Annotated in this window: 16 protein-coding genes and 1 pseudogene; 10 read left to right on the top strand and 7 right to left on the bottom strand. The window is 66.9% G+C overall.

What is annotated here, in order from left to right; genetic code table 11:
* Nucleotides 1–81 precede the first annotated feature (81 nt).
* Nucleotides 82–597, top strand: a complete 516-nt coding sequence (locus tag OG456_RS50070) for a hypothetical protein (RefSeq protein WP_323136497.1) — start codon at nucleotides 82–84, stop codon at nucleotides 595–597.
* Here the strand turns inward: OG456_RS50070 and OG456_RS50065 are convergent.
* The 4 genes from OG456_RS50065 to OG456_RS50050 all read right to left on the bottom strand — a co-directional run bounded on the left by OG456_RS50065 (nucleotide 554) and on the right by OG456_RS50050 (nucleotide 4357).
* Nucleotides 554–1279, bottom strand: coding sequence for an IS5 family transposase (locus OG456_RS50065; protein ID WP_266571841.1), 726 nt, complete (start codon nucleotides 1277–1279; stop codon nucleotides 554–556). The genes OG456_RS50070 and OG456_RS50065 overlap by 44 nt on opposite strands.
* Nucleotides 1167–1484 (bottom strand): transposase, encoded by a 318-nt coding sequence (locus OG456_RS50765; protein WP_323136499.1) that lies wholly within the window; start codon nucleotides 1482–1484, stop codon nucleotides 1167–1169. The genes OG456_RS50065 and OG456_RS50765 overlap by 113 nt, the downstream gene beginning before the upstream one ends.
* 786 nt (nucleotides 1485–2270) lie before the next feature.
* Complete coding sequence (locus tag OG456_RS50055; protein ID WP_266571840.1) at nucleotides 2271–3197, bottom strand: endonuclease domain-containing protein; 927 nt, start codon at nucleotides 3195–3197, stop codon at nucleotides 2271–2273.
* A 299-nt stretch (nucleotides 3198–3496) separates the two neighbouring features.
* Nucleotides 3497–4357 carry a CGNR zinc finger domain-containing protein gene (locus OG456_RS50050; protein WP_266571839.1) on the bottom strand — a complete coding sequence of 287 codons (861 nt, stop codon included), beginning with the start codon at nucleotides 4355–4357 and terminating at the stop codon, nucleotides 3497–3499.
* 85 nt (nucleotides 4358–4442) lie between these two features.
* Here OG456_RS50050 and OG456_RS50045 point away from each other — a divergent pair, with 85 nt between their 5' ends.
* The 4 genes and pseudogenes from OG456_RS50045 to istB all read left to right on the top strand — a co-directional run bounded on the left by OG456_RS50045 (nucleotide 4443) and on the right by istB (nucleotide 9524).
* On the top strand, nucleotides 4443–4919 hold the full coding sequence (locus OG456_RS50045; RefSeq protein ID WP_266571838.1) for a hypothetical protein: 477 nt from the start codon (nucleotides 4443–4445) through the stop codon (nucleotides 4917–4919).
* A gap of 1049 nt (nucleotides 4920–5968) precedes the next feature.
* The gene (locus OG456_RS50040; protein WP_266571836.1) at nucleotides 5969–6622 is read left to right on the top strand and encodes a hypothetical protein; all 654 of its coding nucleotides are present in this window, start codon (nucleotides 5969–5971) and stop codon (nucleotides 6620–6622) included.
* Nucleotides 6623–7092: 470 nt separating this feature from the next.
* Nucleotides 7093–8730, top strand: a pseudogene (gene istA / locus OG456_RS50035) (IS21 family transposase).
* A complete protein-coding gene (istB, locus tag OG456_RS50030; RefSeq protein WP_266571835.1) occupies nucleotides 8727–9524 on the top strand; it encodes an IS21-like element helper ATPase IstB in 798 nt (265 codons plus the stop codon). The pseudogene istA and the gene istB overlap by 4 nt, the downstream one beginning before the upstream one ends.
* A 33-nt stretch (nucleotides 9525–9557) precedes the next feature.
* On the opposite strand, the gene OG456_RS50025 is transcribed toward istB, so the two are convergent.
* The gene (locus tag OG456_RS50025; protein ID WP_266571834.1) at nucleotides 9558–10334 is read right to left on the bottom strand and encodes a class I SAM-dependent methyltransferase; all 777 of its coding nucleotides are present in this window, start codon (nucleotides 10332–10334) and stop codon (nucleotides 9558–9560) included.
* Nucleotides 10335–10745: 411 nt separating this feature from the next.
* A complete protein-coding gene (locus OG456_RS50020; RefSeq protein ID WP_266571833.1) occupies nucleotides 10746–11735 on the bottom strand; it encodes a hypothetical protein in 990 nt (329 codons plus the stop codon).
* 296 nt (nucleotides 11736–12031) lie between these two features.
* Between OG456_RS50020 and OG456_RS50015 the strand changes: the two genes are divergently transcribed.
* The 5 genes from OG456_RS50015 to OG456_RS49995 all read left to right on the top strand — a co-directional run bounded on the left by OG456_RS50015 (nucleotide 12032) and on the right by OG456_RS49995 (nucleotide 19359).
* Nucleotides 12032–12163, top strand: coding sequence for a hypothetical protein (locus OG456_RS50015; RefSeq protein ID WP_266571832.1), 132 nt, complete (start codon nucleotides 12032–12034; stop codon nucleotides 12161–12163).
* 347 nt (nucleotides 12164–12510) lie between these two features.
* Complete coding sequence (locus OG456_RS50010) at nucleotides 12511–13410, top strand: radical SAM protein (RefSeq protein WP_266571831.1); 900 nt, start codon at nucleotides 12511–12513, stop codon at nucleotides 13408–13410.
* Entirely contained in the window at nucleotides 13407–13817 is a 411-nt protein-coding gene (locus OG456_RS50005) for a DUF6375 family protein (RefSeq protein ID WP_266571829.1), read from the top strand. The genes OG456_RS50010 and OG456_RS50005 overlap by 4 nt, the downstream gene beginning before the upstream one ends.
* Before the next feature lie 13 nt (nucleotides 13818–13830).
* The gene (locus tag OG456_RS50000) at nucleotides 13831–17781 is read left to right on the top strand and encodes a hypothetical protein (RefSeq protein WP_266571828.1); all 3951 of its coding nucleotides are present in this window, start codon (nucleotides 13831–13833) and stop codon (nucleotides 17779–17781) included.
* A gap of 397 nt (nucleotides 17782–18178) precedes the next feature.
* Nucleotides 18179–19359, top strand: a protein-coding gene (locus tag OG456_RS49995; protein WP_266568492.1) for an IS3 family transposase whose coding sequence is annotated in 2 segments (ribosomal slippage) — nucleotides 18179–18446 and nucleotides 18446–19359 — 1182 coding nt in all. Because the reading frame shifts where the segments join, the coding sequence is not laid out codon by codon here.
* Here OG456_RS49995 and OG456_RS49990 read toward each other — a convergent pair.
* Nucleotides 19320–20387, bottom strand: a complete 1068-nt coding sequence (locus OG456_RS49990) for an endonuclease domain-containing protein (RefSeq protein ID WP_266571827.1) — start codon at nucleotides 20385–20387, stop codon at nucleotides 19320–19322. The two genes, OG456_RS49995 and OG456_RS49990, sit on opposite strands and share 40 nt — an antisense overlap.
* Nucleotides 20388–20408 lie beyond the last annotated feature (21 nt).

Here is a 20408-nt window from a genome sequence, read left to right as displayed (position 1 = left end):
TCCGCAGGTCAGGCGTGATCCCTGGGTGTTTCAGGCAGGCTGAGGCCGTCATGTTCGTCCTGGGTGATGTGGAGGTGGCCGATGCCGTCGATGCGGGCCGTGCTCGAGAGCCGTGAGAAGTCCGCGCTCGTGCGGGTGGAGGAGCGGCGGGCCGAGTTCGAGCGGGTGCGGACCGCTCTCGCGGAGGCCGAAGAGGTGCTGAACCACCGGGTGATCGGCCTGGAACAGTATCTGGAAGCCCTGGACGAGCAGGACGCGTGCGTCGATATGGAGTCCGGCGGGGCGGCCGGGGCCGGGGTTGAGGAGCCGGTGGTGGCGGTGCCGCGCAGGACGGTGGCCCGCAAGGAGGACGGGGTGCCGGTGGATGTTCTCGGTGCGGACTATCGGCGGATCATGACCGTTCTCGGTGAGGCCGACGGCAGTTTGACCGCTCGGCAGACGGCGGTGGCCCTGGGCTGGGACAGCTCCGTTGCTTCCCGCGTCGAGGGCGCTCGGGGGAAGCTGAAGCGGCTGGTGGAGCGGGGCTGGCTGGTGGAGGAGAGGCCGGGTCGTTTCACGCTGCCCGCGTCAGGATCCGCGGACGCTGTTGCTGCGTAGGGGTGCGGCGGGCGAGGCGGCGGCTCATCATCATGGTCATCGACCAGAGAATCATGGCTTCGCTGCTGTCCGTCCGTGCTTCGTAATCGCGGGCCAGACGGCGGCTGCGCATCAGCCAGGCGAAGCTGCGTTCGATGACCCACCGGCGTGGGAGGACCGTGAAGCCGCTGGTGTCGTCACTGCGTTTGACCACCTGAAGGGCGAGGTCGAGTGTCTGGGCGGCCCAGTCGACGAGGTAGCCGGTGTAACTGCCGTCGGCCCAGACCAGCTTCAGTTTCCGGCAGGTCTCCCGCAAAGGGGGCAGCATCGTGCGGGCGGCGTCGCGGTCCGTGGTGGAGGCGGGCGTCACCAGCACCGTCAGGACCAGGCCGAGGCAGTCGGTGACCACGTGCCGTTTACGGCCGTTGATTTTCTTCCCGCTGTCGAAGCCGCGTGAGTCGTTCTTGACGGTGGCGTCGGCCTTCACCGACTGCGAATCGATGATGGCCGCCGTCGGCTCGGCATCCCGGCCCTCCGTTTTCCTCACGCGCTCGCGGAGACGGTCGTGGAACTCACGGACCAGGCCGTGGTCACGCCGGCGGCGGAAGAAAGCGTAGACCCGCTTCCAGGGCGGGAAGTCCGCGGAAGTCCGCCGGCATGTTCCGCCACTTGACGCCGTTGTCGACCAGGTAGCGGATCGCATCGATCAGCTGGCGGTGGCAGTAGCCCTCCGGGCGGCTGCCCCGGCCGTCCATCCACGCCGGCACCGGCAGCGCGGTCCGCACCACGACCCACTCCGCATCACTCATGTCCGAGTCGTAGCGGGATGAGCGGTCCGGGTGGTCGGCCGCGTTCCCGAACCTGTGGGCGAGACAGTCACACTCCCGAGTGGGCGAGCTGGACTCCATAGACACGACCGCGTACAACTGCGACAACAGGGCCTCCTGTGGCGCTTACGGACTCGACACCCGCGTGCTACCAGGAGGCCCTTCTTTCATGCACGCACCGCAGCCAACTCACCCGATCCAGAACCCTGTTCGACCAAGAACGATCGTGCGAGCGGAAAAGAGACACTTCTTAGCCTCGCCGGCTCACTCGATGTGTCCTAGCACTTCAGAAGTCGAGTCGGCAGCGGATCGGGCGAGTTGAGCACGATAGGGGCCCGTACGAGGGAAGTTCCGTTCGGTCGGCCTCCCTGCCCTGACGGCCGGAACACTATGGAAAGACGCCGACCAGGGAGATGCGATGGGCCACGAATCAGCCGACCAGGGGCTTTCTCCTGCAGACGAGGGCACGTTATGGCTTCGTACGAATACGTCATTACCCAGCTTCGGGAAGTGCAGTACACACTCGGCGAACTCATCGGTGAAGGACCGACTGGTCATGATGAGCGAGTGCCTGGCCTCGGATCGGCCGTCTCGTTGGACCCGCCGGGCGGGGCCCGTGTGGAAGCGGCCTTCTACGCGTGTAACGCAGCTGTGGCCCTGCTCTGTGCGGCCGCGGGGCGGCGGCAAGCAGGCATTATGCAACCCCTTGAGTGGGCACAGGCGGATCTGGGCATGGCCATCGGACACGTCTCAGTCCTCAAGCGGAACGATGTCCGCCGGCAAGGGCAGAGGATGCGGCCTCTCGTCGGTTGAGCGCTGGCACACGAGACTGTGGGCGCCCAGTCGCACCAGCTGTGACAAGGCGCGTCAACTGGCGGCGGATGCCTCAGCCTGGCGGGCTTCGGGCCCAGTCGTTGCCGACATCGACCCGGCTCCTGAGGTTGCGGGCATGAACCCTTGCCTGCCCAGGTAGTTGACCATTCTGCTGAGCGTTTCCGGGTTGTCCTTGACCTTGCCGAGCGCAATGTTGCAGTCCATGCAGAGCAGTCCTCGGGTGAGCCCGCGGACGTGACAATGATCCACATTGGCGTCGCCCATCCGGAAGTCGTCGGGATCAGCCTCAGTGAAGACGGTCAGACACGTGGCACAGGCGTTGTCCTGGTCCTGCAGCATCCGGGCGACGTCCCTGAACGTCAGGCCGTAGCCCTTCTTCAGATTGCCCTTCGCGCTCTTGATCCGGACGCACTCGTTGCAGACACGCCCCTCTCCGCGGTTCTTGAAACCGTAGACGGCGTACTCGTGACCCGTCCGGCAGTGCGTGTTGCCTCTGCGATACGGCACATAGGGCACCGACTCCGGATCAATCCCGCGTGCGCGCAGCTTCGAGTCCCGCGTGCAGCGCCGGCAACTGCGCACGCCGGACGTCGGATTCACGTAGGGGATGTTGTTGTCGTCGAAGTCGTGCCCGTTCGCGCACCGGGCGGCAGGGGCCGCGCCGCCGACATTCTGGCCGTCGCCACGGTTCACGAAGGCCCCGTTTCCCAAGTCTCGCCACAGAACGGCGTGTGCGTGATGGACACACAGCTTCTTGTTCTCGCAGTCGTGTGTGACCGTCTGTCCCGCCGCGAGAGGCTTGCGGGAGTAACGCTCGAACATCCATCGCTGAACGTAGACGAGCGGATTCTCGCCCGCCGCGTAGCGGTCACCGTCGTAGTACAGCGGGCGGCCGTCCTTGTCCGTTATCCCCTGCCAGACCAGGCATCCCGACTTGGTGGCTGACACGTTCTGGAGCACGACCTCGATACTGATCGGGGGCCGCGAGCCAGCCCTCTCGAAGGTTCCGTGCTTGCGGTGGTACCGGTAGCAGGCCTGACACCTCGTGCCGCCCATCCGGGTCGCAGGTTTCCCGTCACCGGACTCGCACAGCTTCGACATGCCGCGTATCAGACCACAGGATCACGGCCGACCGGGAGGGCCAGGAAGTGGCCGACGGGGCCGGTGCCCAGCGGCCGGCCGCGGTACCTCCGGCTGTGCGGGCCACCGGGTGCTCCTGCAACGCGCCGTCACCATAGGGTCGTTGCGCACCGGCACGATCAGGAAGCGGCCTGCTTGCGGCGACGGCGGTGTTCACGCTGGGCCTGGGCACGGGCGCATTCGCGGGTGCAGTACTTGATGCCGCTGGTGCGGTTCTGCCCGTAGGCGGCGCGTCCCCGCTGGCGGACGAAGGTGCGCCGGCAGGTCTCGTTGGCGCAGGTGCGCAGCGTGGCGTCCTCGGCGAGGTGGTTGTACAGCTGCAGGAAGGCGACCGACAGGATGGTGGGGTAGCGGTCGCCCAGGTCGCCGATGCCGATGCTGAACGGCTGCAGGGCGGCATTGAGAGTGCTCCGGAGGTCGCTGATCCGTACATCGAGCATCACCTCGCGCAGATGCTCCAGGTCGCGCGGGAAAACCTCGGACCGGTCGGCGTTGTCCTCTCGCCACAGGGCGAGTTCCTCCTCGGACACCGCCTGGTCGACGAGTGCGTCGAGACCGCCCTCGCGTCGCAGGGCGACCCAGGTGGCCACGGCCTCCTGCGCCTCGGAGATGAACAGCGTGGCGAGCTCGCCGTGCAACGCGAACGATTCGTGCACGGGGTGGAGTCGCTCCTCGAGCCCGGCATAGTACTCGTAGTACTCGGCGTCCCAGCCGCCCGAGGCGACGTCGCCGCCCAGCTGCCCGTACGTGCGCATGAGGCGGGCGATCGCGTCGAGGTCGGCGGAGTCGACGTCCATGAGCTCGTGCAGGTAGAAGTCCTCCGGCAGCGCAACCGTGTCGCCTTTCCACGGAACGTGGGGGGACCAGACGATCCATCCGCCCTCCGCCCGTGCCTTGGGTACGGGCCTCAACTCGGGGGCGGGGACGGGCGTTCCGGGCCACAGAGTGGGACGAAAGCGTGGGTCTACGTATGACTCCATGCGGGGCATCATAGCCATGAGGCAGTAGCACGAAAAGAGGAATGTTCGTATCACGCAACGTGAACTCTGCGGAGGGGCAACCTTGGTGACGCACTGGCAGGACCGCAAAGCGATCGGCGACGCCCACGAACAACGCGTCACCCGGGCGCTGCGAGCCCACGGATGGACGGTCCACGGCTGCGGCCAGGGCGTCTACCCGCCCGCCATCCGTCGGGCGCTGGCCCGCACCGAGTCGGCGTTGCGCTACTTCCCCGACCTGATCGCCGCCCGCGGCGACGAGGTGGTCACCATCGACGCCAAGGACCGCATGCCCAGCACCCACACCGACCGGTACGCCATCAGCACCGCCACCCTGCGCGCGGGCCTGCTCTTCACCGGCGCCCACCTCCCGACACCCCTGTACTACGTCTTCGGCGATCTCAAAGTCCTCACGCCATCCGAAGTCCACAACTACGCCGCCCACGCCCGGCCGCATCGCAGCGGGGCCTGGGTCCTGGTCGCCACCCACCGGGCGCATCCCTTCGAAGAGGTCTTCGGAGCCTCACCCGCCCTGGCGGCATAAGAGCCGGCGTCCGGGCGTGCGCGAAAGCCCCGGCCGACAGCTCTGCGACGCGACCATGCGAGGGCCGTGCCATGCTCCACGCCGGGGGGCGGCTCCCTCCGATGGACCTCAGGCTGACGCGGAGCGGCCCGGGAGCCCTGAGAGCGCCATGCCGCGACGCTGTTTCCGCCCGAGACGTGGAGTCAGACGCCTGGCGGGACGAGGGAAGCGCAACTCCTGTGGCCCGCTGGAGTGCGGGAGGATCCGCTCATCGAGTCAACCCTCATGCACAGCTTGGGTGATACTTCGACCCTGCCTTGAGGCGCCGAGCCTGGTGGGCACTGAGCATGCTCGGCGGCTCAGCCGGAGCGCAACAGTTGCCACGCGACCTCGGTCTCCTGCGGCGCGCATCGCCCCGAGGCGAACAGGCATGAACCAGCCAGCTGGTTGAGTGGATCGGAGAGTTGATGGGGCGTCTGTCCACACAGGTGGAGATCCATCTTGGCTGTGCCGGTTCCGTCGGGGCGGGTGTGCACAGCCACGATGAGCGCGGCGAGCGGCAGCGCGCGGGGCGGGCCGGGAGAGAGGGTGCAGGGCCCAGTGCGCTGCCCGGGCGCGCTGCGGGCGGTGGGACTGGGCCTGCGCTGCTGCGTCGAGGAGGCGGACCTCCACCGGGCCGTGGCCCCCGCCGCGCTGCAGCCAGCCGGTTCTGGGATATGAAGGCATGGGTGCGGGTTGGCGTCTTGGTTTTGAAGGTGAGGGAGTGGAACGTTCTGGGATGTGTTGATTCTTGAAGTGGGGGAGTGGAGGCGGCCCGCTTGGTGGGCTGTCCCACGTCACGGTGGGCGTCGGCCCTTCACTCGGGGTCGTCTGTTGTGTTCTGCAGGAAATCCTTGACGATGCGGTCCACTTCGGAAGAATCTGTGACGTCAGGATTGCCTGGGGTAGCCGCTCGGACAGCACGACAGGGGAGGCGTCCTTCTCCTTCACTGCAGTCCCTTCGCGTCATTGCACGCGAAGGCCGCCGACGATATCAACAGCTGTCGGTCGCGTTCGACATCTGCTAATCCGTGTTCGGGGCCGTCGACTTCACCGACCCGCACATCCTGCTGCCCGCCGTCGCCGATGCCCTGGTGCCGGGCGGGCTGTTCGTCTTCTCCACCCTCGGCCACTTCCACAACGGCCAGCCGGCCGGGAACGACGTGCGCCCCACCACGATCTCTGTACGTCAGGCTGACGGCACCCCGGTCCACCATCTCGACATGGGACCTCGGCACCTCCAAATGGCCCTCGCGCCCCGCGAACTGCCGAGCTGCCTCAAGATTGGCCGCCCACTTCTGAGCACGACTGCGCCGATGCACAGGCTCAGCGGCCCGCTGACCCGGCTCAGCGGCCGGCCGCAGCCCGAGCACCTCACTCAGCATCCACTGCTGCGCCACACTCAAGTCGTCCCAGCGCTACGTCTGCTCGCGCGCCCACCGGCCCAGGTCGTCCCCGGCCACGACAACCGCACCCGCCTCCGCCATAAGCGACCCACCGCCAGCCACATGAAGCCAGGCCAGGTGGAAACAGCGCTGCCAGTCCACCGGCCACTGCGGACACCACGCCGGATCAATCTCCTCGAGCTCCTGGCGCCGCTTGTGAAGTGCCGTTTCAGTGTCAGTAGCCGCATGCCGCTTGCCTGGCATCATCGGATCCCCTGGGCCTGCCTTCTGACGTGGTGAAACCGTCTTCGGTCCATGGCGTCTAGTGGCATCAGGCGCTGGCAGGCAGTGGCATCAGTCAAGGACAGCTTCGTGGCACTTCCTATAGAGCGCCGCTGCGAACCGTGGGGCGACACCAGCGGTTCTGAGTCTCGGGTGGTACCGGCGTTCCGACGACCTGCCTGTTCCTGCAGGAGCATTCACCGAACACGCCCTGCGCTCTCACCTGTCCGCGGCTGCCGTGAGCACCGTGCGCGGCCTCGGCCTCGTCATCCGCTTCGCTCGACCCGCAGGCACTGCTGCTGGTGCTCGGCGGACGGTACGGCTACTGGACGGATGGCTTTATTCACGAGTAGTGACGTCAGTTGTTCACGGGTTTGGGAGGCACCCAGATCCACGGTCGGGTGATGTTCACGAGTTTTGACAGCACTGCGGTACTTGCCAGGACAGCATCGGGATGCTCCTGGTGAAAGGTCCTGGTCATGCCGCAGATGTCGAAGGTCGAGCTGTACGCGGCGATCCGGCGTGATCACCGTGCCGGCATGAAGATGCGCGAGCTTGAGCGCAAGTACAACGTGTCGTGGCGAACGGTCAAGAAGGCCGTGGACTCCGTCTGGCCGGAGCCCCGGAAGAAGCTGCCGCCGCGGCCGACTGCGTTGGATCCGTACAAGCCGGTGATCGACGAGATGCTGCGGACGGACCTCGACGCGCCGCGCAAGCAGCGGCATACGATCACGCGGATCTTTCACCGGCTCATCGAGGAGCACGGCGCCGATGTGTCCTACCAGATGGTCCGGCGCTACGTCTCTGACAGGAAGCCGGAGATCCTCGCGGCCTCGGGCAAAGCCCCGGTGGAAGCGTTCGTGCCGCAGACCCACCTGCCCGGCCACGAGGCAGAGGTCGACTTCGGCGACGTGACCGTGCGCCTGGCCGGCGAGCTGGTGACCTGCTACCTGTTCTCGCTCCGCCTGTCCTACTCGGGCAAAGCCGTCCACCGGGTCTTCGCCTCCTGCGGCCAGGAAGCCTTCTTCGAAGGACACCTGCACGCCCTTCGCACGCTGGGTGGTGTCCCGCGAAGCAAGATCCGCTACGACAACCTGAAGTCGGCCGTCGCCCAGGTGCTGGGGCTGAACCGGGCCCGGGTGGAGACCGACCGGTGGATCGCCTTCCGCTCGCACTTCAACATCGAGAGCTTCTACTGCCGCCCGGGCATCGAAGGCGCCCATGAGAAGGGCGGCGTCGAAGGGATGATCGGCTACTTCCGCCGCAACCACTTCACACCGGTCCCGGAAGTCGGCTCCCTCGCCGAACTGAACGAGATGGTCGACTAGTGGGACCTGCACGACGGGCATCGCCGGATCGGTTCACGGCCGCGGACCGTCGACGAGTACTTCGCCGTCGAGCACCCTCTGTTGATGCCGCTGCCGGAGGAGCCGTTCGAGACCGGCCGGCTGTTCACGCCGCGCGTCGACCGCTACAGCCAGATCGCCGTCCGGACCAACCGCTACTCGGTCCCGACCCGCCTCATCGGCAAGCGGGTGCGAGTCATCCTGCACGCCTCTCACCTGGTGGTTTACGACAGGAACGTCGAGGTGGCCCGGCACGAGAGGCTGATTGCGAAGGGCAGCTGCCGCTTGGACCTGGACCACTATCTCGAAGTCCTCATCCGCAAGCCGGGGGCCTTCCCTGGTGCTACGGCCCTGGAACAGGCCCGGTCAGCGGGCAAGTTCACCCCGGTCCATGACGCCTGGTGGGCCCAGGCCCGCAAGGTTCACGGCGAGCGGGACGGTACCCGGGCGTTGATCGAGGTCCTGCTGCTGAACCGGCACCTCGCCCACGAACATGTGGTCGCGGGCCTGGCCACCGCCCTTCAGGCCGGCGCCCTGACCGCCGACGCGGTCGCCCTGGAGGCCCGCAAGGCCGCCCAGGCAGAGGACGAGCCAACCGTCGGCACACCCATCCCGGCGGTTTCCGGGCAGGCCCCGGCAACTGTCACATCCCTGCATGAGTGGCGGCTGGCACACCTTCCGCCGGACACCAGACCTCTGCCGTCGGTGACCCCCTATGACCAACTGCTCCGAAGCCGCCGCACCAGCGGTGGTGACCAACGTGAGGGAGAAGTCCAGTGACCCTGCCCCGCCAGCGAGGCTTGACCGAGCAGGCCGCCGACGCCGCGATCGACACCGCCTGCCGCCTGCTTCGGCTGCCGTCGATCCGCAACGAGTTCACCGACATCGCCGACCGGGCGGTCAAGGACCAGATGACCTACCGAGGCTTCCTCGCCGAGTTGCTGATGACCGAGTGCGACGACCGGGCCCGGCGACGCTCGGAACGACGGATCAAGGCGGCTGGCTTCCCGCGGGAGAAGTCGCTTCGGGCGTTCGACTTCGACGCCAACCCGAACATCGACGCGGCCACCATTCACACCCTCGCCAGCTGCGAGTGGATCAAGAAGAGCCAGCCGCTTTGCCTGATCGGGGACTCCGGCACCGGCAAGTCCCACATGCTCATCGCCCTGGGAACGGAGGCGGCGATGAAGGGCTACCGCGTCCGCTACACCCTCGCCACCAAGCTGGTGAACGAACTGGTCGAGGCCGCCGACGAGAAGCAGTTGAACAAGACCATCGCCCGCTACGGCCGCGTCGACCTGCTCTGCATCGACGAACTCGGCTACATGGAACTCGACCGCCGCGGCGCCGAACTCCTCTTCCAGGTCCTGACCGAACGCGAGGAGAAGAACAGCGTCGCCATCGCCTCTAACGAGTCTTTCGGCGGTTGGACCAAAACCTTCACCGACCCCCGACTCTGCGCGGCCATCGTCGACCACCTCACCTTCAACGGCACCATCATCGAGACCGGCACCGACTCATACCGCCTCGCCACCACCCGAGCACGCGCTGAGGAACCCGCCAAGGCTAGCTGACACCTGCCCTCCCACGCCGAGAGATGGAGTCACCTACTCACCGGCGCGGGCCACGAGCAGCGGCTGGAAAAAGCCCGTCTCCTGCGGCATCCGCCACTCGGGGTCGACAAACCCGGCCTCGGCTGCGAGGCCAGCCAGCCGGTCCCCGCCGAGTGCCCAGTAAGTAGTACGGCGGACCTGGACGCGCCATTCTCCGCATGCCGGAAGGAGTTGGAAGTGCTCCAGGTCGTAGTGCTCGCCGTCGTCGTGCCAGTGCCAGAGCTGGAAGCTGACGGTTCGTTCTTCGCCGTCGTCGCAGTCGACGTTCCTGTGGACTTGTGGAGGCGTTGAAGCTGGGCGGTCGCGCAGCAGGTCGTCGTAGTGGCGTGTGCTGACCAGCAGCAGGCCGTCGGGACGCAGCACACGGCGCATCTCGGCCAGGGCTGCGTGCACATCCTGCTCAGTCAGCAGGTGAGGCAGCGAGTTGTCGGCGCAGACGACCGTGTCGAACCGGCCATCAGGAAACGGGAGGCGTCGCATATCGGCAGCGGCCGTGCGCAGGCTCAGGTTCCGGCGGGCGGCCTCACGGGCAGCGCGAGCGGCGGCGCGGGGGCTGAGGTCGGTCCCGGTGACCCGGTGCCCGTGCAGCGCCAAGCCGATGGCCTGCGTGCCGATGCCGCAGGAACAGTCGAGGACGGCCGCGCGCTCTTGGCCGATCAAGGCGTCCAGGGCGCCCCCCTGCCGACGGATGCTCGCGTCCCAGTCTGAATAGATCAGGTGGTAGTCATCAGCCAGTTCGTCGTAGAAGTGCGCCACCGATGTCTCGGGCATGGCCCGAGATTACCGTGCCTGCTTCCCCGAAGGTGCCGGTCATCCCTGTGATCGGCACGAACGCCCTCACTGACGGCAGCACCGTCATTTCCCGTGAACATCTGCGAGCGCGTTGATCGCCAACTGCTGCTGAAACTCATCGACAAACGCTGCTGCTGAACGTGAACGAAGCCAGGACGGACGACATCGAGCACACAGACCCCTTCGGCTGGCCGACCGCAGAGGACGACACGATCTGATCGGCAGGGGAGCGTACGAAGGAACAGCACATACCGCCCGCCCAGACGCCCAATGCTGCCTTCGGGCATGGCACTTCGACCGCCTCAAGGCAGCCCTTGAAACTGCCGAATTGACCATGACGGCAACCAGCGGACCGGCTGGGGGAAGATCCCGCCCGCGTCGGGGCGGCCTTCAGGCCGGGCGGCTCGCCGCCGCCGAGGCCGGTGCGAGGCGGGCTGCCGCGTGCCGGCCTAGGGCGTGGACCTCGTCGAGGGCCGGGTCTAGGGCGGTGACATCTTGTTGGAAGGCTTCCAGCCTTTCTCGGTCGGTGCAGATGCTGAGCAGCAGAGAGGTGAACGATTCCCAGGCGTCGGCTGGAGAGCGACGGCTGATGTATTCCGTGTAGTCCAGGTAGTGGCGTACGCGCGGGTTGGCCGCACGGACCTGCTCGATGTGCTGCAGTGCGGGATCCTGCAGGAAGGCCCGGTAAGCCAGGCGTAGCGGCAGGGCGGACTCCACCAGCACAGCGAGCACGTGGCGGACTGTGCAGATGGTGCTGTAGTCCGTCTCGCGCAGTCGGCGTGCCCTGTCGGCCGTGAGCATCCAGCTCGGGTCGGCCAGCCTGTTGCCGGAGAGCTCGCGCTGCGCGGCGATGGCCGTCATCTCGGCGAACGCCTGAGCTGACGAGGCTTCATCGTCTTCTGACCCCAGTGACTGTTGGAGGGATTTCATCACGCTGTCCACGCCGAATTCCTCCAGGCCGAGCACTGCGGCTGCCGCGAACGTAGCCAGTCCCTGAGCGTCTGCCCGGCTGTGTGGATCAGCCGGGCAGACGTTGCCACCTGCCGAGCGCATTCTCCGCGCCTGGTGATAGCGCCTGGTGTAGTAGGCGTGTGCGGCAGCATGCGCGGCCTCCGCACGCCGCTCAGGATCGTCGCCTACGGCTTCGACAGCCCGTTCTACGACGGTCACCGCACTTGACCGGTCCTGGCCGAGGTACCACATCAATGCCTTACGAACCCCACGTTCGGGCAGCGGAACCCAGGTGGCGACGAACGCATCCTCGCACCGCGGGTGCACGGTGAAGACGCGGAGCACGGCCTTTTCGAGACGCGTCTTCCTGGCCGTGGCCAGAGCAAGGGCCTCGGCCACCCTGGCGGTATCGGCCGTGAGTTCCGACACCGATCCGGCACCTCTTCCCAGACCGCGCCGGGTGGTCCACGGCAGGGCCCCGAACTCACGCCAGCGCCTTATCCGGGCCCAGCTCACGCACAGATCCCGCGCCCGCAGTAGTTCAGACAGCTCTCGCTCAGCCGCACTCGGCCCCTTCCACGCCACGGCCACACTCTAGTTAGAACCCCGCGATTATGCCGCCCGGTTGCCAGCTGCCGAGATGGCTTACTGGGTCCACGCCCGCCGTCCCAGCACGTACCTGACGGGTGCGACCTTCTCAACTCCCCTCACACGTAGGAGGATTCATGCCACGACCTGTTCGCCGAACCCGACGCCGCCTGCTGCATGCCGCAGGCTTCGCCATGCTCCGCGGCGCCGCGTACGCGGCCGGCAGCACCATCATGACCGGGTTGCTCGTGTGGCTGGTCTCGCGGTGAGCCCAACGCACCGGCCGCGGAGCCCGCCGTGGCCGTCTTTGCACGGCGCGCCTCCCGGATTGCCTCCAAGGCGTGCGCAGTCCTGAGCGTGCCGTAGCGGCGCGGCTGATGCTGCTCTCTGGCGCACCGGTCAGCTGTCGGTGCGTGTGGTTGCGGATGGTGCTGGCTGCCCACGGGCTGCAGGCTCTTGCCCTTAAGCGACGAAACGCGCCCCTTGGCCCGTCCCCATGGTGCGCCGGGAAGCTGCCGTGAACTGTGAGGAATCGGGTGACGGGCGCTGGCGCGTTCTGTAATTATTTGATGAGGAACGTGAATCGAGAAGACGTGAGTGGGATGTGGGGCTGCGGGTGAAACGTCGTGATGGCCCCGACGGCGTGCATCTCTTCGACCGTCGCACCGGCTTGAACGTGCTCCTCGATGAGGTCGACGTGCCCAGGGTGCAGTGGGCCCGTGCTCCGCGTCAGGTGTCGATCGCCCTGACCAATGCCTGTGACCTGGCCTGCCCATTCTGCTACGCGCCCAAAACCGCCGCCGTGCTGGATGCTGCCCGGCTGTGCGCATGGATCGACGAACTGGACGCGGCGGGCTGCCTGGGTGTCGGGTTCGGCGGCGGAGAACCCACCCTCTACCGCCGCCTTCCCCAGGTGTGCCGCCACGCTGCTGAACACACCGGCCTCGCGGTGACGATGACCACGCATGCCCACCGCTTCACACCCCAGTTGATCGACGCCCTGGCCGGAGTGGTCAACTTCGTCCGTGTCAGCGTCGACGGCGTCGGCACCACCTACGAGAAGCTGCGCGGCCGCCCCTTCTCCGACCTTGTACAGCGGCTCACCTGGATCGGGCAGACGTTCCGGTTCGGGCTCAACTGCGTCGTCAACGCTCATACTCTCCCGGATCTCGACGCCGTCGCCGACCTGGCCGCCTCGACCGGGGCAGCAGAACTCCTGCTGCTGCCCGAGCGTCCGGCGCGCGGCCGCCAGGGCAGCGGCCCGCAGATCATCGCTGCCCTGCACCGGTGGGCCGCCGCGTACCGGGGGCCGGTACTACTGACAATCGCCGAGGGCGACACCGGACCGCTGCCCCTCGCCCGGCCGCTGCCCCGCGAAACCGGGCTTCGCGCCTACGCCCACCTCGACGCCACCGGAACACTGCGGCGCACCTCCTACCACTCGATCGGCGAACCGGTCGACGATCGCGGATTCCTCGCCGCGCTCGACCGTCTGCAACAGAAAGATGCCGCATGAAGATCTGGTCCGGGTACGGCACCGAGCACTCCATGAACCTCGTCATGATCGGCCGGTTCAAGGACGTCACCACCGCCGAACGAACCCACACTGTCATTAAGAAGCTGACGACGGCTCTGCAAGCGGAGGAAGAAGCCGGCCGCCTCACCGTCGGCGAGCCGAACGACCGCTACAGCGACGAGGTCCTGAAACTGCTCAGCGACCTCAACATCCATAGCATCGGGCCGCGCGAACTCGAGCAGTTCCTCTACGACCTCACCATGCGTCGCAACGGTGACTCCATCGTGGTGACCACCGATGAGACCGACGTGCAGGCACTGCTGAAAGTCCTTATCGACAAGGGCGCCCGCGTCGAGGTGTACTCCGCGCACGACTACCCCGACACCGGTCATGGCCGGGGCGAGTGAAGGCGACGATCCGATGACCCCGCTGGACTGGGACAAGTTCACGGCGCTGCCCGGCAGCCCCCGGGACAACTTCGAACTGCTGTGCCGGGGCGCCATCACCCACGCACACGCCCGTTACGGCCGCTTCATTGCCCTGGCCCAGCAGCCCGGAGTCGAGTTCCACCTCGACATCGACCAGCCCGGATGCCCGCTCGGCGATCCCGGCCGCTGCTTCGGATGGCAGACCAAATGGTGGGACCTCCAGCCAGGCCGCGCCATCGGCGTTGGCCGCCGACGCGACGTCGAGGACTCCCTCAGGAAGACCGAAAAGCACTTTCCGGGCATCACCGACTTCGTGCTCTGGACCCGGCACACCCTCACCGCCGGTGACCAGGAATGGTTCCGCGGCCTGCCCACCCAGATGAAGCTGCACCTGGCCACAGAGGTCGAACTCGGCCACCTGCTCATCGGCGATGCCGTTTTGCTCCGCGATTCCTACTTCGGCTCCCTCATCCTGACCCCTGAGCGTCTCGCCGAACAGCACGCGCGGGCCGCTGCCGAGGCCGGCGAACGCTGGATCCCCGAGGTGCATCAAACATCAGCTGCCGAGCACCGGCTTCGGCGGATGCTCGCCGAACCCGACGCGTGGGACGACCTGGGCGACGCCGACCGCAACATCTCCCGCTTCGCAGCAGCCTTCGACGACGCGGCCACCACTTTGCCGGCCCCTCTTACCGAGGAGACCGCGGCGATCGTCGCCACGGGACGCGATGTCGCCGAACTCCTGCACGAGGCACACCAGCAAATCCGCAACAGCCAGCCCTCCCCGCTGCTCGGCGCCACAGACCGCACCGTGCCCCAGGCACCCGCCGCGCAGGCCACCGCGCTCCGGAGGCTGCGGGCCCTGGGGCACGCAGCCGCCCTGCCGCTGACCAACCTGATCGCCCACATCCGCGACGCCGTCGCCCTCGCCCACCACGTCACCGATCACCTCTCGACCCGGCTCGCGGTCGTCACCGGCGACGCCGGATTCGGCAAGACACAACTGTCCGCAACGCTCACCGCGCCGACAGCGGAGCGCCCCGCCGGCATTCTGCTCTACGGCAGACACCTGAGCGCCCGCCAGAACCTCGACGATCTCGCGGGTCAGATCAAAGTAGCTGGCAAGCCCCTGGCCTCCTTCGAGGAACTCCTCGCCGCTGTCGACGCGGCGGCTCAGCGAGCCGGATGCCGCCTGCCCGTCGTCATCGACGGTCTGAACGAGGCTGAAACCCCCACACTGTGGACGTCGTTGCTGAGCAGTCTGCAGGTGACCCTCAAGCGATACCCGTCCGTGCTCGTGGTGTGCACGGTTCGCGAGGCGTTCCTCGACGACACAATCCCCGCCGGGGTGAACGACATCCTCGAGCTCGATGGATTCGATGATGGCCTCGACGAGGCCATCGCCCGCTACTTCGCCCACTACAAGATCGAGTCCGATGGCGCCGACCTGCCGCACGAACTCCTTAGCCACCCGCTGACACTGAAGATCTATTGCACCGTGGCCAACCGGGACCGCAAGCAACCCGTCAGCGCCGCAGGCCTGCCCAGCTCCCTCACCGGAATTTTCAGTGAGTACCTCACCTCTACCGCCCGCCGCGTCTATGAACTCACCCCGTCCATCCACCCCAACGACGTCAACCAGGCACTCGACTCTCTGGGCAACGCCCTGTGGGAGGACCGGGCACGCGGCCTTCCCGACACTCGGGCGAGGCAGCTGTGCCAGGACACCAACCGCCGCTGGCAGGAGAGCCTTCTCGCTGCCCTCGAACACGAAGGCGTCCTCCTGCGCCACCCCGACGGCGCGGGCGGAGCTACCTGGTCGTTCGTCTACGATCTGATGGCTGGGCACGTTATCGCCACCAGTCTCGTGCGCGCTTACGGAAGTGGCATCGCCCAGCTCCTGAGTGCGGACACTGCCACGGCACGCTTCAACGGCAAGCCAGACGAACGGCACCCACTTGCCACCGACATCTTCCAAGCCCTGGCAGGCGTCATGCCCCGCGTCGGCACCACGCAACTGTGGCAGGCCGTCGCCGAGCCGCTCCGCCTGCGTGCTCTCCTGCATGCCGCTCGGCTCGAAGCAGCCCAACTCGACTCCGCCACGGTGGAGGCAATCGCCACACACATCGACGACCTCCGTGGACGAAACGACATCCTCCAGCGGCTCTACACCGCCCGCGCAGCCCCGGGGCACCCTCTCAACGCGCACTTCCTCGACCGGATCCTGCGCGACCGGACAGTCGCCGACCGCGACCTTCGCTGGAGTGAGTGGCAGCGCGCTAATAGCCGCCGCCTCCTTGCCGACGTAACCGCCTTGGCCACACGCTGGAGCGAACATCCGCACCGCGCCGAATCCGACCGGCTGCGAGCCCGGTGGCTGATGTGGACGCTCACGACCACCGACCGAGACCTCCGCGACTACGCCACGGCCGCCCTGTATTGGTACGGCCGGCACGACGCAAGCGGGCTGTTCGCCCTGGCCCTGGAAGCGATCACTGTCAACGATGCCTACGTCGGCGAACGCATGGTCGCTGCATGCTATGGCGTCGCGACGGCTTCCCCTCTACACGACCCGGACCTGGAAGCCGCCTTGCCGGACTACCTGGCAGGGCTGCTGAACGCCTTCACCGGGTCCGAGGCGACCCACCCAACCTTTCATGCGCTGACCCGGTACTACGTTTCCTCAATGTTCGACCTTGCCCACTACCGCTATCCCGCCGCGGTTCCCGCAGCGTCCGAACGGCCCGTGACCTTTGCCGCAGCATCGGCGATCGCACCGCTACCCGAGGGCGATCCGTGCCGGGAAGACGTCAGCCGGACGATCAACATGGACTTCGGTAACTACACCCTTGGGCGTCTATTTCGAGACCGCAGGAACTACGACGACTCCCATGCCGGGCACCAGGAAGCTACCGCCGTCGTCCTCGGCGTTGTCTATGCGCTGGGCTGGCGCCCCGAACTGTTCGACGAGGTGGAGCGCCGCATCACCTCAGGAGCGTCCCGGCAACGCCACAACTCCACTGGCAGGATCGAACGTTATGGCAAGAAGTACGGCTGGATCGGCTTCCACATCATGGCGGGCATGCTGGCCGACCGAGGTCAGCCACCCGAGGACCTCGAAGTAGACATTGACCCAACCTTCCCGCAACCTCCGCGCCCTCTCCCAGTACCTCTCATCACGTGGGCGCCCCGGACACCGGCCGACGATCTCGAATGGCTGCGCCACGGAATCGTCAAGGTACCGGACGACTTTCTTGCACCAGCCCGGCTCGACGAGGACGAAGGCCCGTGGCTCCTCGTGCACGCAGAGATCGACACCGAGGACGTGACCACCGGACGCGACACATTCGGCCTCTTCAACACCGTCCTCGTCGACCAGGAGAACCTGACCGAACTTCTGGGTGCATTCGATGCCATGGCCCACCCGGGCCGGGACATGATCGACCTGCCCGCCGAGTACTACGTCTTCGCCGGCGAGATCCCCTGGCATACCCGATTCGCTGCACCCGAGCCGGGACTGGCCGTCCAGGACCTGTACAGCGACACGCTGCGCTACGACAGACCGGAACTCCGCTTCGAGCGGCTGGCCCACCACTTCACCTGGGAATCCCATCACAGCAGCCAGAACCAGGCGACTGCCTATGTCCCCAGCCGACTGTTCTCACAAGCTTTCGACCTGCGTGCCCTTCCGGCGGGCTTCGACCAATCCGAACCCTCCGGCACCCGCGCCGCACGGTCCTTCGCAGCCCCTCCCGGCTTCTCGGGCGGCCTGCTGTATCTACGCGCCGACCTTCTTCGGCAGTATGCGGCCGGCCGTGCGATCGTCACCTTCTGCTGGGGAGAACGGCAGATCAAAACCGTCTGGCCCGAGAGACCGTCCGGTGCCTTGCAGAAGCTCTACCAGGCTCATCAGAACATCTGGCGCCAGACGAAACAGCACTGAAGCACCTTCCTCTGACGTGCTTGTACACCCCCGACAGCAGCGTCCCCGAACAGGTCTATCCAGAGGGCACGGGAGACCTGGTCTGCGCGTGGGCTGGCCCGCTCCCGTGGAGCGGGCCAGCTCTTCACTTGGGATCGTCTGATGTGTTCTGTAGGAAATCCTTGACGATGCGGTCCACTTCAGCGGCAGGTACGAGCTGCTTCCAGCGGATCGGTCCGTCGGGGCAGGGGTAGCAGGTGAGGTGGATCGTTACGGATCCGTCTGGTTCGGTTCGGGCGAATTCTTTGTGGGGTTTGCTGGTGCAGCTCTTGTGCGGATCGGGGGTGTGGGGCGTTTCCCCTTGAGCGTGGACACCCTGATCATTGGATCGTGATGATCCATAGGACAGGAGTTCCCGTTGGGGACGTCGAAGTACTCGCCTGAGTTCCGGGCCGATGCCGTCGCGCTGTACCACTCGAGCCCGGGTGGGACATACGCGTCGGTGGCCAAGGACCTGGGCGTCAACCACGAGACGCTGCGCACGTGGGTGCGGGATGCCGGGCAGGCCGCCCGGCCCGGGGCGGTGGAGGCCACCGCGATGGAGAAGGAGAACCGGCAGCTGCGGGCGCGGGTGAAGGAACTCGAGCTCGAGCGGGAGATCCTGCGGAGGGCCGCGAAGTATTTTGCGGCCGAGACCAGCTGGTGAGCAGCCGCTTCCAGTTCGTCGAGGATCACCGTGGCGCCTTCGGCGTCAAGCGGCTGTGCCGGATACTCGCGGTCTCGCGGTCCGGCTTCTACCGGTGGCTGGCTGGCGCATCGGCGCGGGCCGGCCGGGCGAGGGCGGATGCCGAGCTCGCCGAGCACATCAACCGGATCCATCAGGAATCGGACGGCACCTATGGGGTTCCGCGCGTCACCGCCGAGCTGAAGGATGCCGGGAGGCCGGTCAATCACAAGCGGGTCGAGCGCGTCATGCGCAAGTTCCACATCGTCGGGCTGCACCTGCGCAAGAAGGTCCGCACCACCATTCCCGAGCCGTCGGCGACACCGGTGCCGGACCTGCTCCAGCGGGACTTTGCTGCCCAGGTGCCGAACACCAAGTACGTGGGCGACATCACCTATCTCCCGATCGGCAACGGCCAATTTCTTTATCTGGCAACGGTGTTGGACCTGTGCTCGAAACGCCTGGCGGGCTGGTCGATCGCCGACCACATGCGGACCTCGCTGGTCACCGACGCGCTCAGGGCCGCAGCGAGGGCCCGCGGCGGGGACGGTCTGCGCGGGGCGATATTTCACAGCGACAACGGGGCGCAATATGTGTCGAAGGAGTTCGCCCAGGTCTGCTCGGAGCTGGGCGTGACCAGATCGCGCGGCGCGGTCGGCACGAGTGCGGACAACGCCGCCGCGGAGAGTCTGAACGCGACCATGAAGCGCGAGACGCTACAGGGGCGGAAGCGGTGGAACGGGGCGCGTGAGGCCCGCCTCGCGGTCTTCCGCTGGGCGACCCGCTACAACACCCGCCGACGGCACTCCCGCCTCGGCCAGATCAGCCCGATCACCTACGAGCATCGATCAACTACGCTGGCCACCGCCGCATGACAACCGGTGTCCACGATCACGGGGAAGGCCCCGTGGAGGTCGCGGACGAGGGTGGCGCGGTGCCGTGCGGGCAGGGTGTTCTTGCGTCGGCAGTCTGTGCAGCGCAGCAGGTGGGGTACGGCTTCGGGGTGCTGGAGGTAGTGCCATCCGCCGCCTTCGAGTGTGTTGCAGCCGGCGCAGACCGGTCCGCGGACCTTCCCGTGTCCGGGTTCGTGGCAGTGGTCCCAGTAGTAGGCGCGCCGTGGCTGGGTGCACAGGCAGCACAGGTAGGCGTCGGCTCGGGTTCTGGGTGACAGCGATGCGTAGAACACGCCTGCCAGATGCCCGCTGTAGACCTGGTAGACGGCCTGGGCGCAGGCCGGGCAGAGGGTGACGAACCCGCTCGAGGTCGAGCTGCGCGGCCAGTCCCCGTGTACACCGCACCGTGTACATGCCGCTGCGTTCACTGTGAGATCCGAGGCAGTGGTCTCGGCGCGTGTGAGCATGGCCGCATAGGCGTCAGGGAGCAGCCAGTTCGTTCCTGACCAGGACAGCAGAGGGAAGGGGCGGGTGCCGGCCAGCGCGGGCGGACGAGGGCGTGCCAGCAGAGCTTCGAGGAGTAAGGGATCCGTCAGGTCCTCGACCGCGATGCGTTCATTGAGCGGCTTGCGGCACACGAAGTCGCTGCAACCGCAGCTGTGGTTGTGCTGGTGCAGATCTTGCGCTTGCTCGATCCAGTCCAGCAGTCGGGCCCGCCAGTCGTGCAGCAGACTCACCTCCCGCCGTCGTTGCCGGGGCAGGGTGACGGGCACGGTGCGCTCCGGACGGAGATCGAGCTGGGCCAGCGCATGGGCGGCGCGCCGGATGTCGCGGTCGTCGACCCGCCACGCGCCTTTGTGTTTGTAGCCGCGCACGGCTACCTCGCCGATCATGACGTGGTTGTTCTCCTGGAACCAGTAACGCGACAGGCCCTCGCACGCGGCGGGGACGGCACTGCTGCCGGTGAGGTCGGCGAGTATCTGCTGGGCTGTTGCAGGGGAAATCAGCATGGCTGAGGGGCCTTTCTCTCG

It is taken from the genome of Streptomyces sp. NBC_01446 (assembly GCF_026340095.1).
Lineage (GTDB): Bacteria > Actinomycetota > Actinomycetes > Streptomycetales > Streptomycetaceae > Streptomyces > Streptomyces aureus.
Note: the sequence above shows the minus strand (reverse complement) of the source record. Positions and strands in the feature narration are given on the sequence as shown.

Coding starts and splice junctions, on each gene's coding strand:
- OG456_RS50005 (WP_266571829.1), top strand. CDS start 13,407: ATGAAGATCTGGTCCGGGTACGGCACCGAGCACTCCATGAACCTCGTC.
- OG456_RS50765 (WP_323136499.1), bottom strand. CDS start 1,484: ATGGAGTCCAGCTCGCCCACTCGGGAGTGTGACTGTCTCGCCCACAGG.
- OG456_RS50065 (WP_266571841.1), bottom strand. CDS start 1,279: ATGCGATCCGCTACCTGGTCGACAACGGCGTCAAGTGGCGGAACATGC.
- OG456_RS49990 (WP_266571827.1), bottom strand. CDS start 20,387: ATGCTGATTTCCCCTGCAACAGCCCAGCAGATACTCGCCGACCTCACC.
- OG456_RS50070 (WP_323136497.1), top strand. CDS start 82: ATGCCGTCGATGCGGGCCGTGCTCGAGAGCCGTGAGAAGTCCGCGCTC.
- OG456_RS50025 (WP_266571834.1), bottom strand. CDS start 10,334: ATGCCCGAGACATCGGTGGCGCACTTCTACGACGAACTGGCTGATGAC.
- OG456_RS50050 (WP_266571839.1), bottom strand. CDS start 4,357: ATGGAGTCATACGTAGACCCACGCTTTCGTCCCACTCTGTGGCCCGGA.
- OG456_RS50000 (WP_266571828.1), top strand. CDS start 13,831: ATGACCCCGCTGGACTGGGACAAGTTCACGGCGCTGCCCGGCAGCCCC.
- OG456_RS50015 (WP_266571832.1), top strand. CDS start 12,032: ATGCCACGACCTGTTCGCCGAACCCGACGCCGCCTGCTGCATGCCGCA.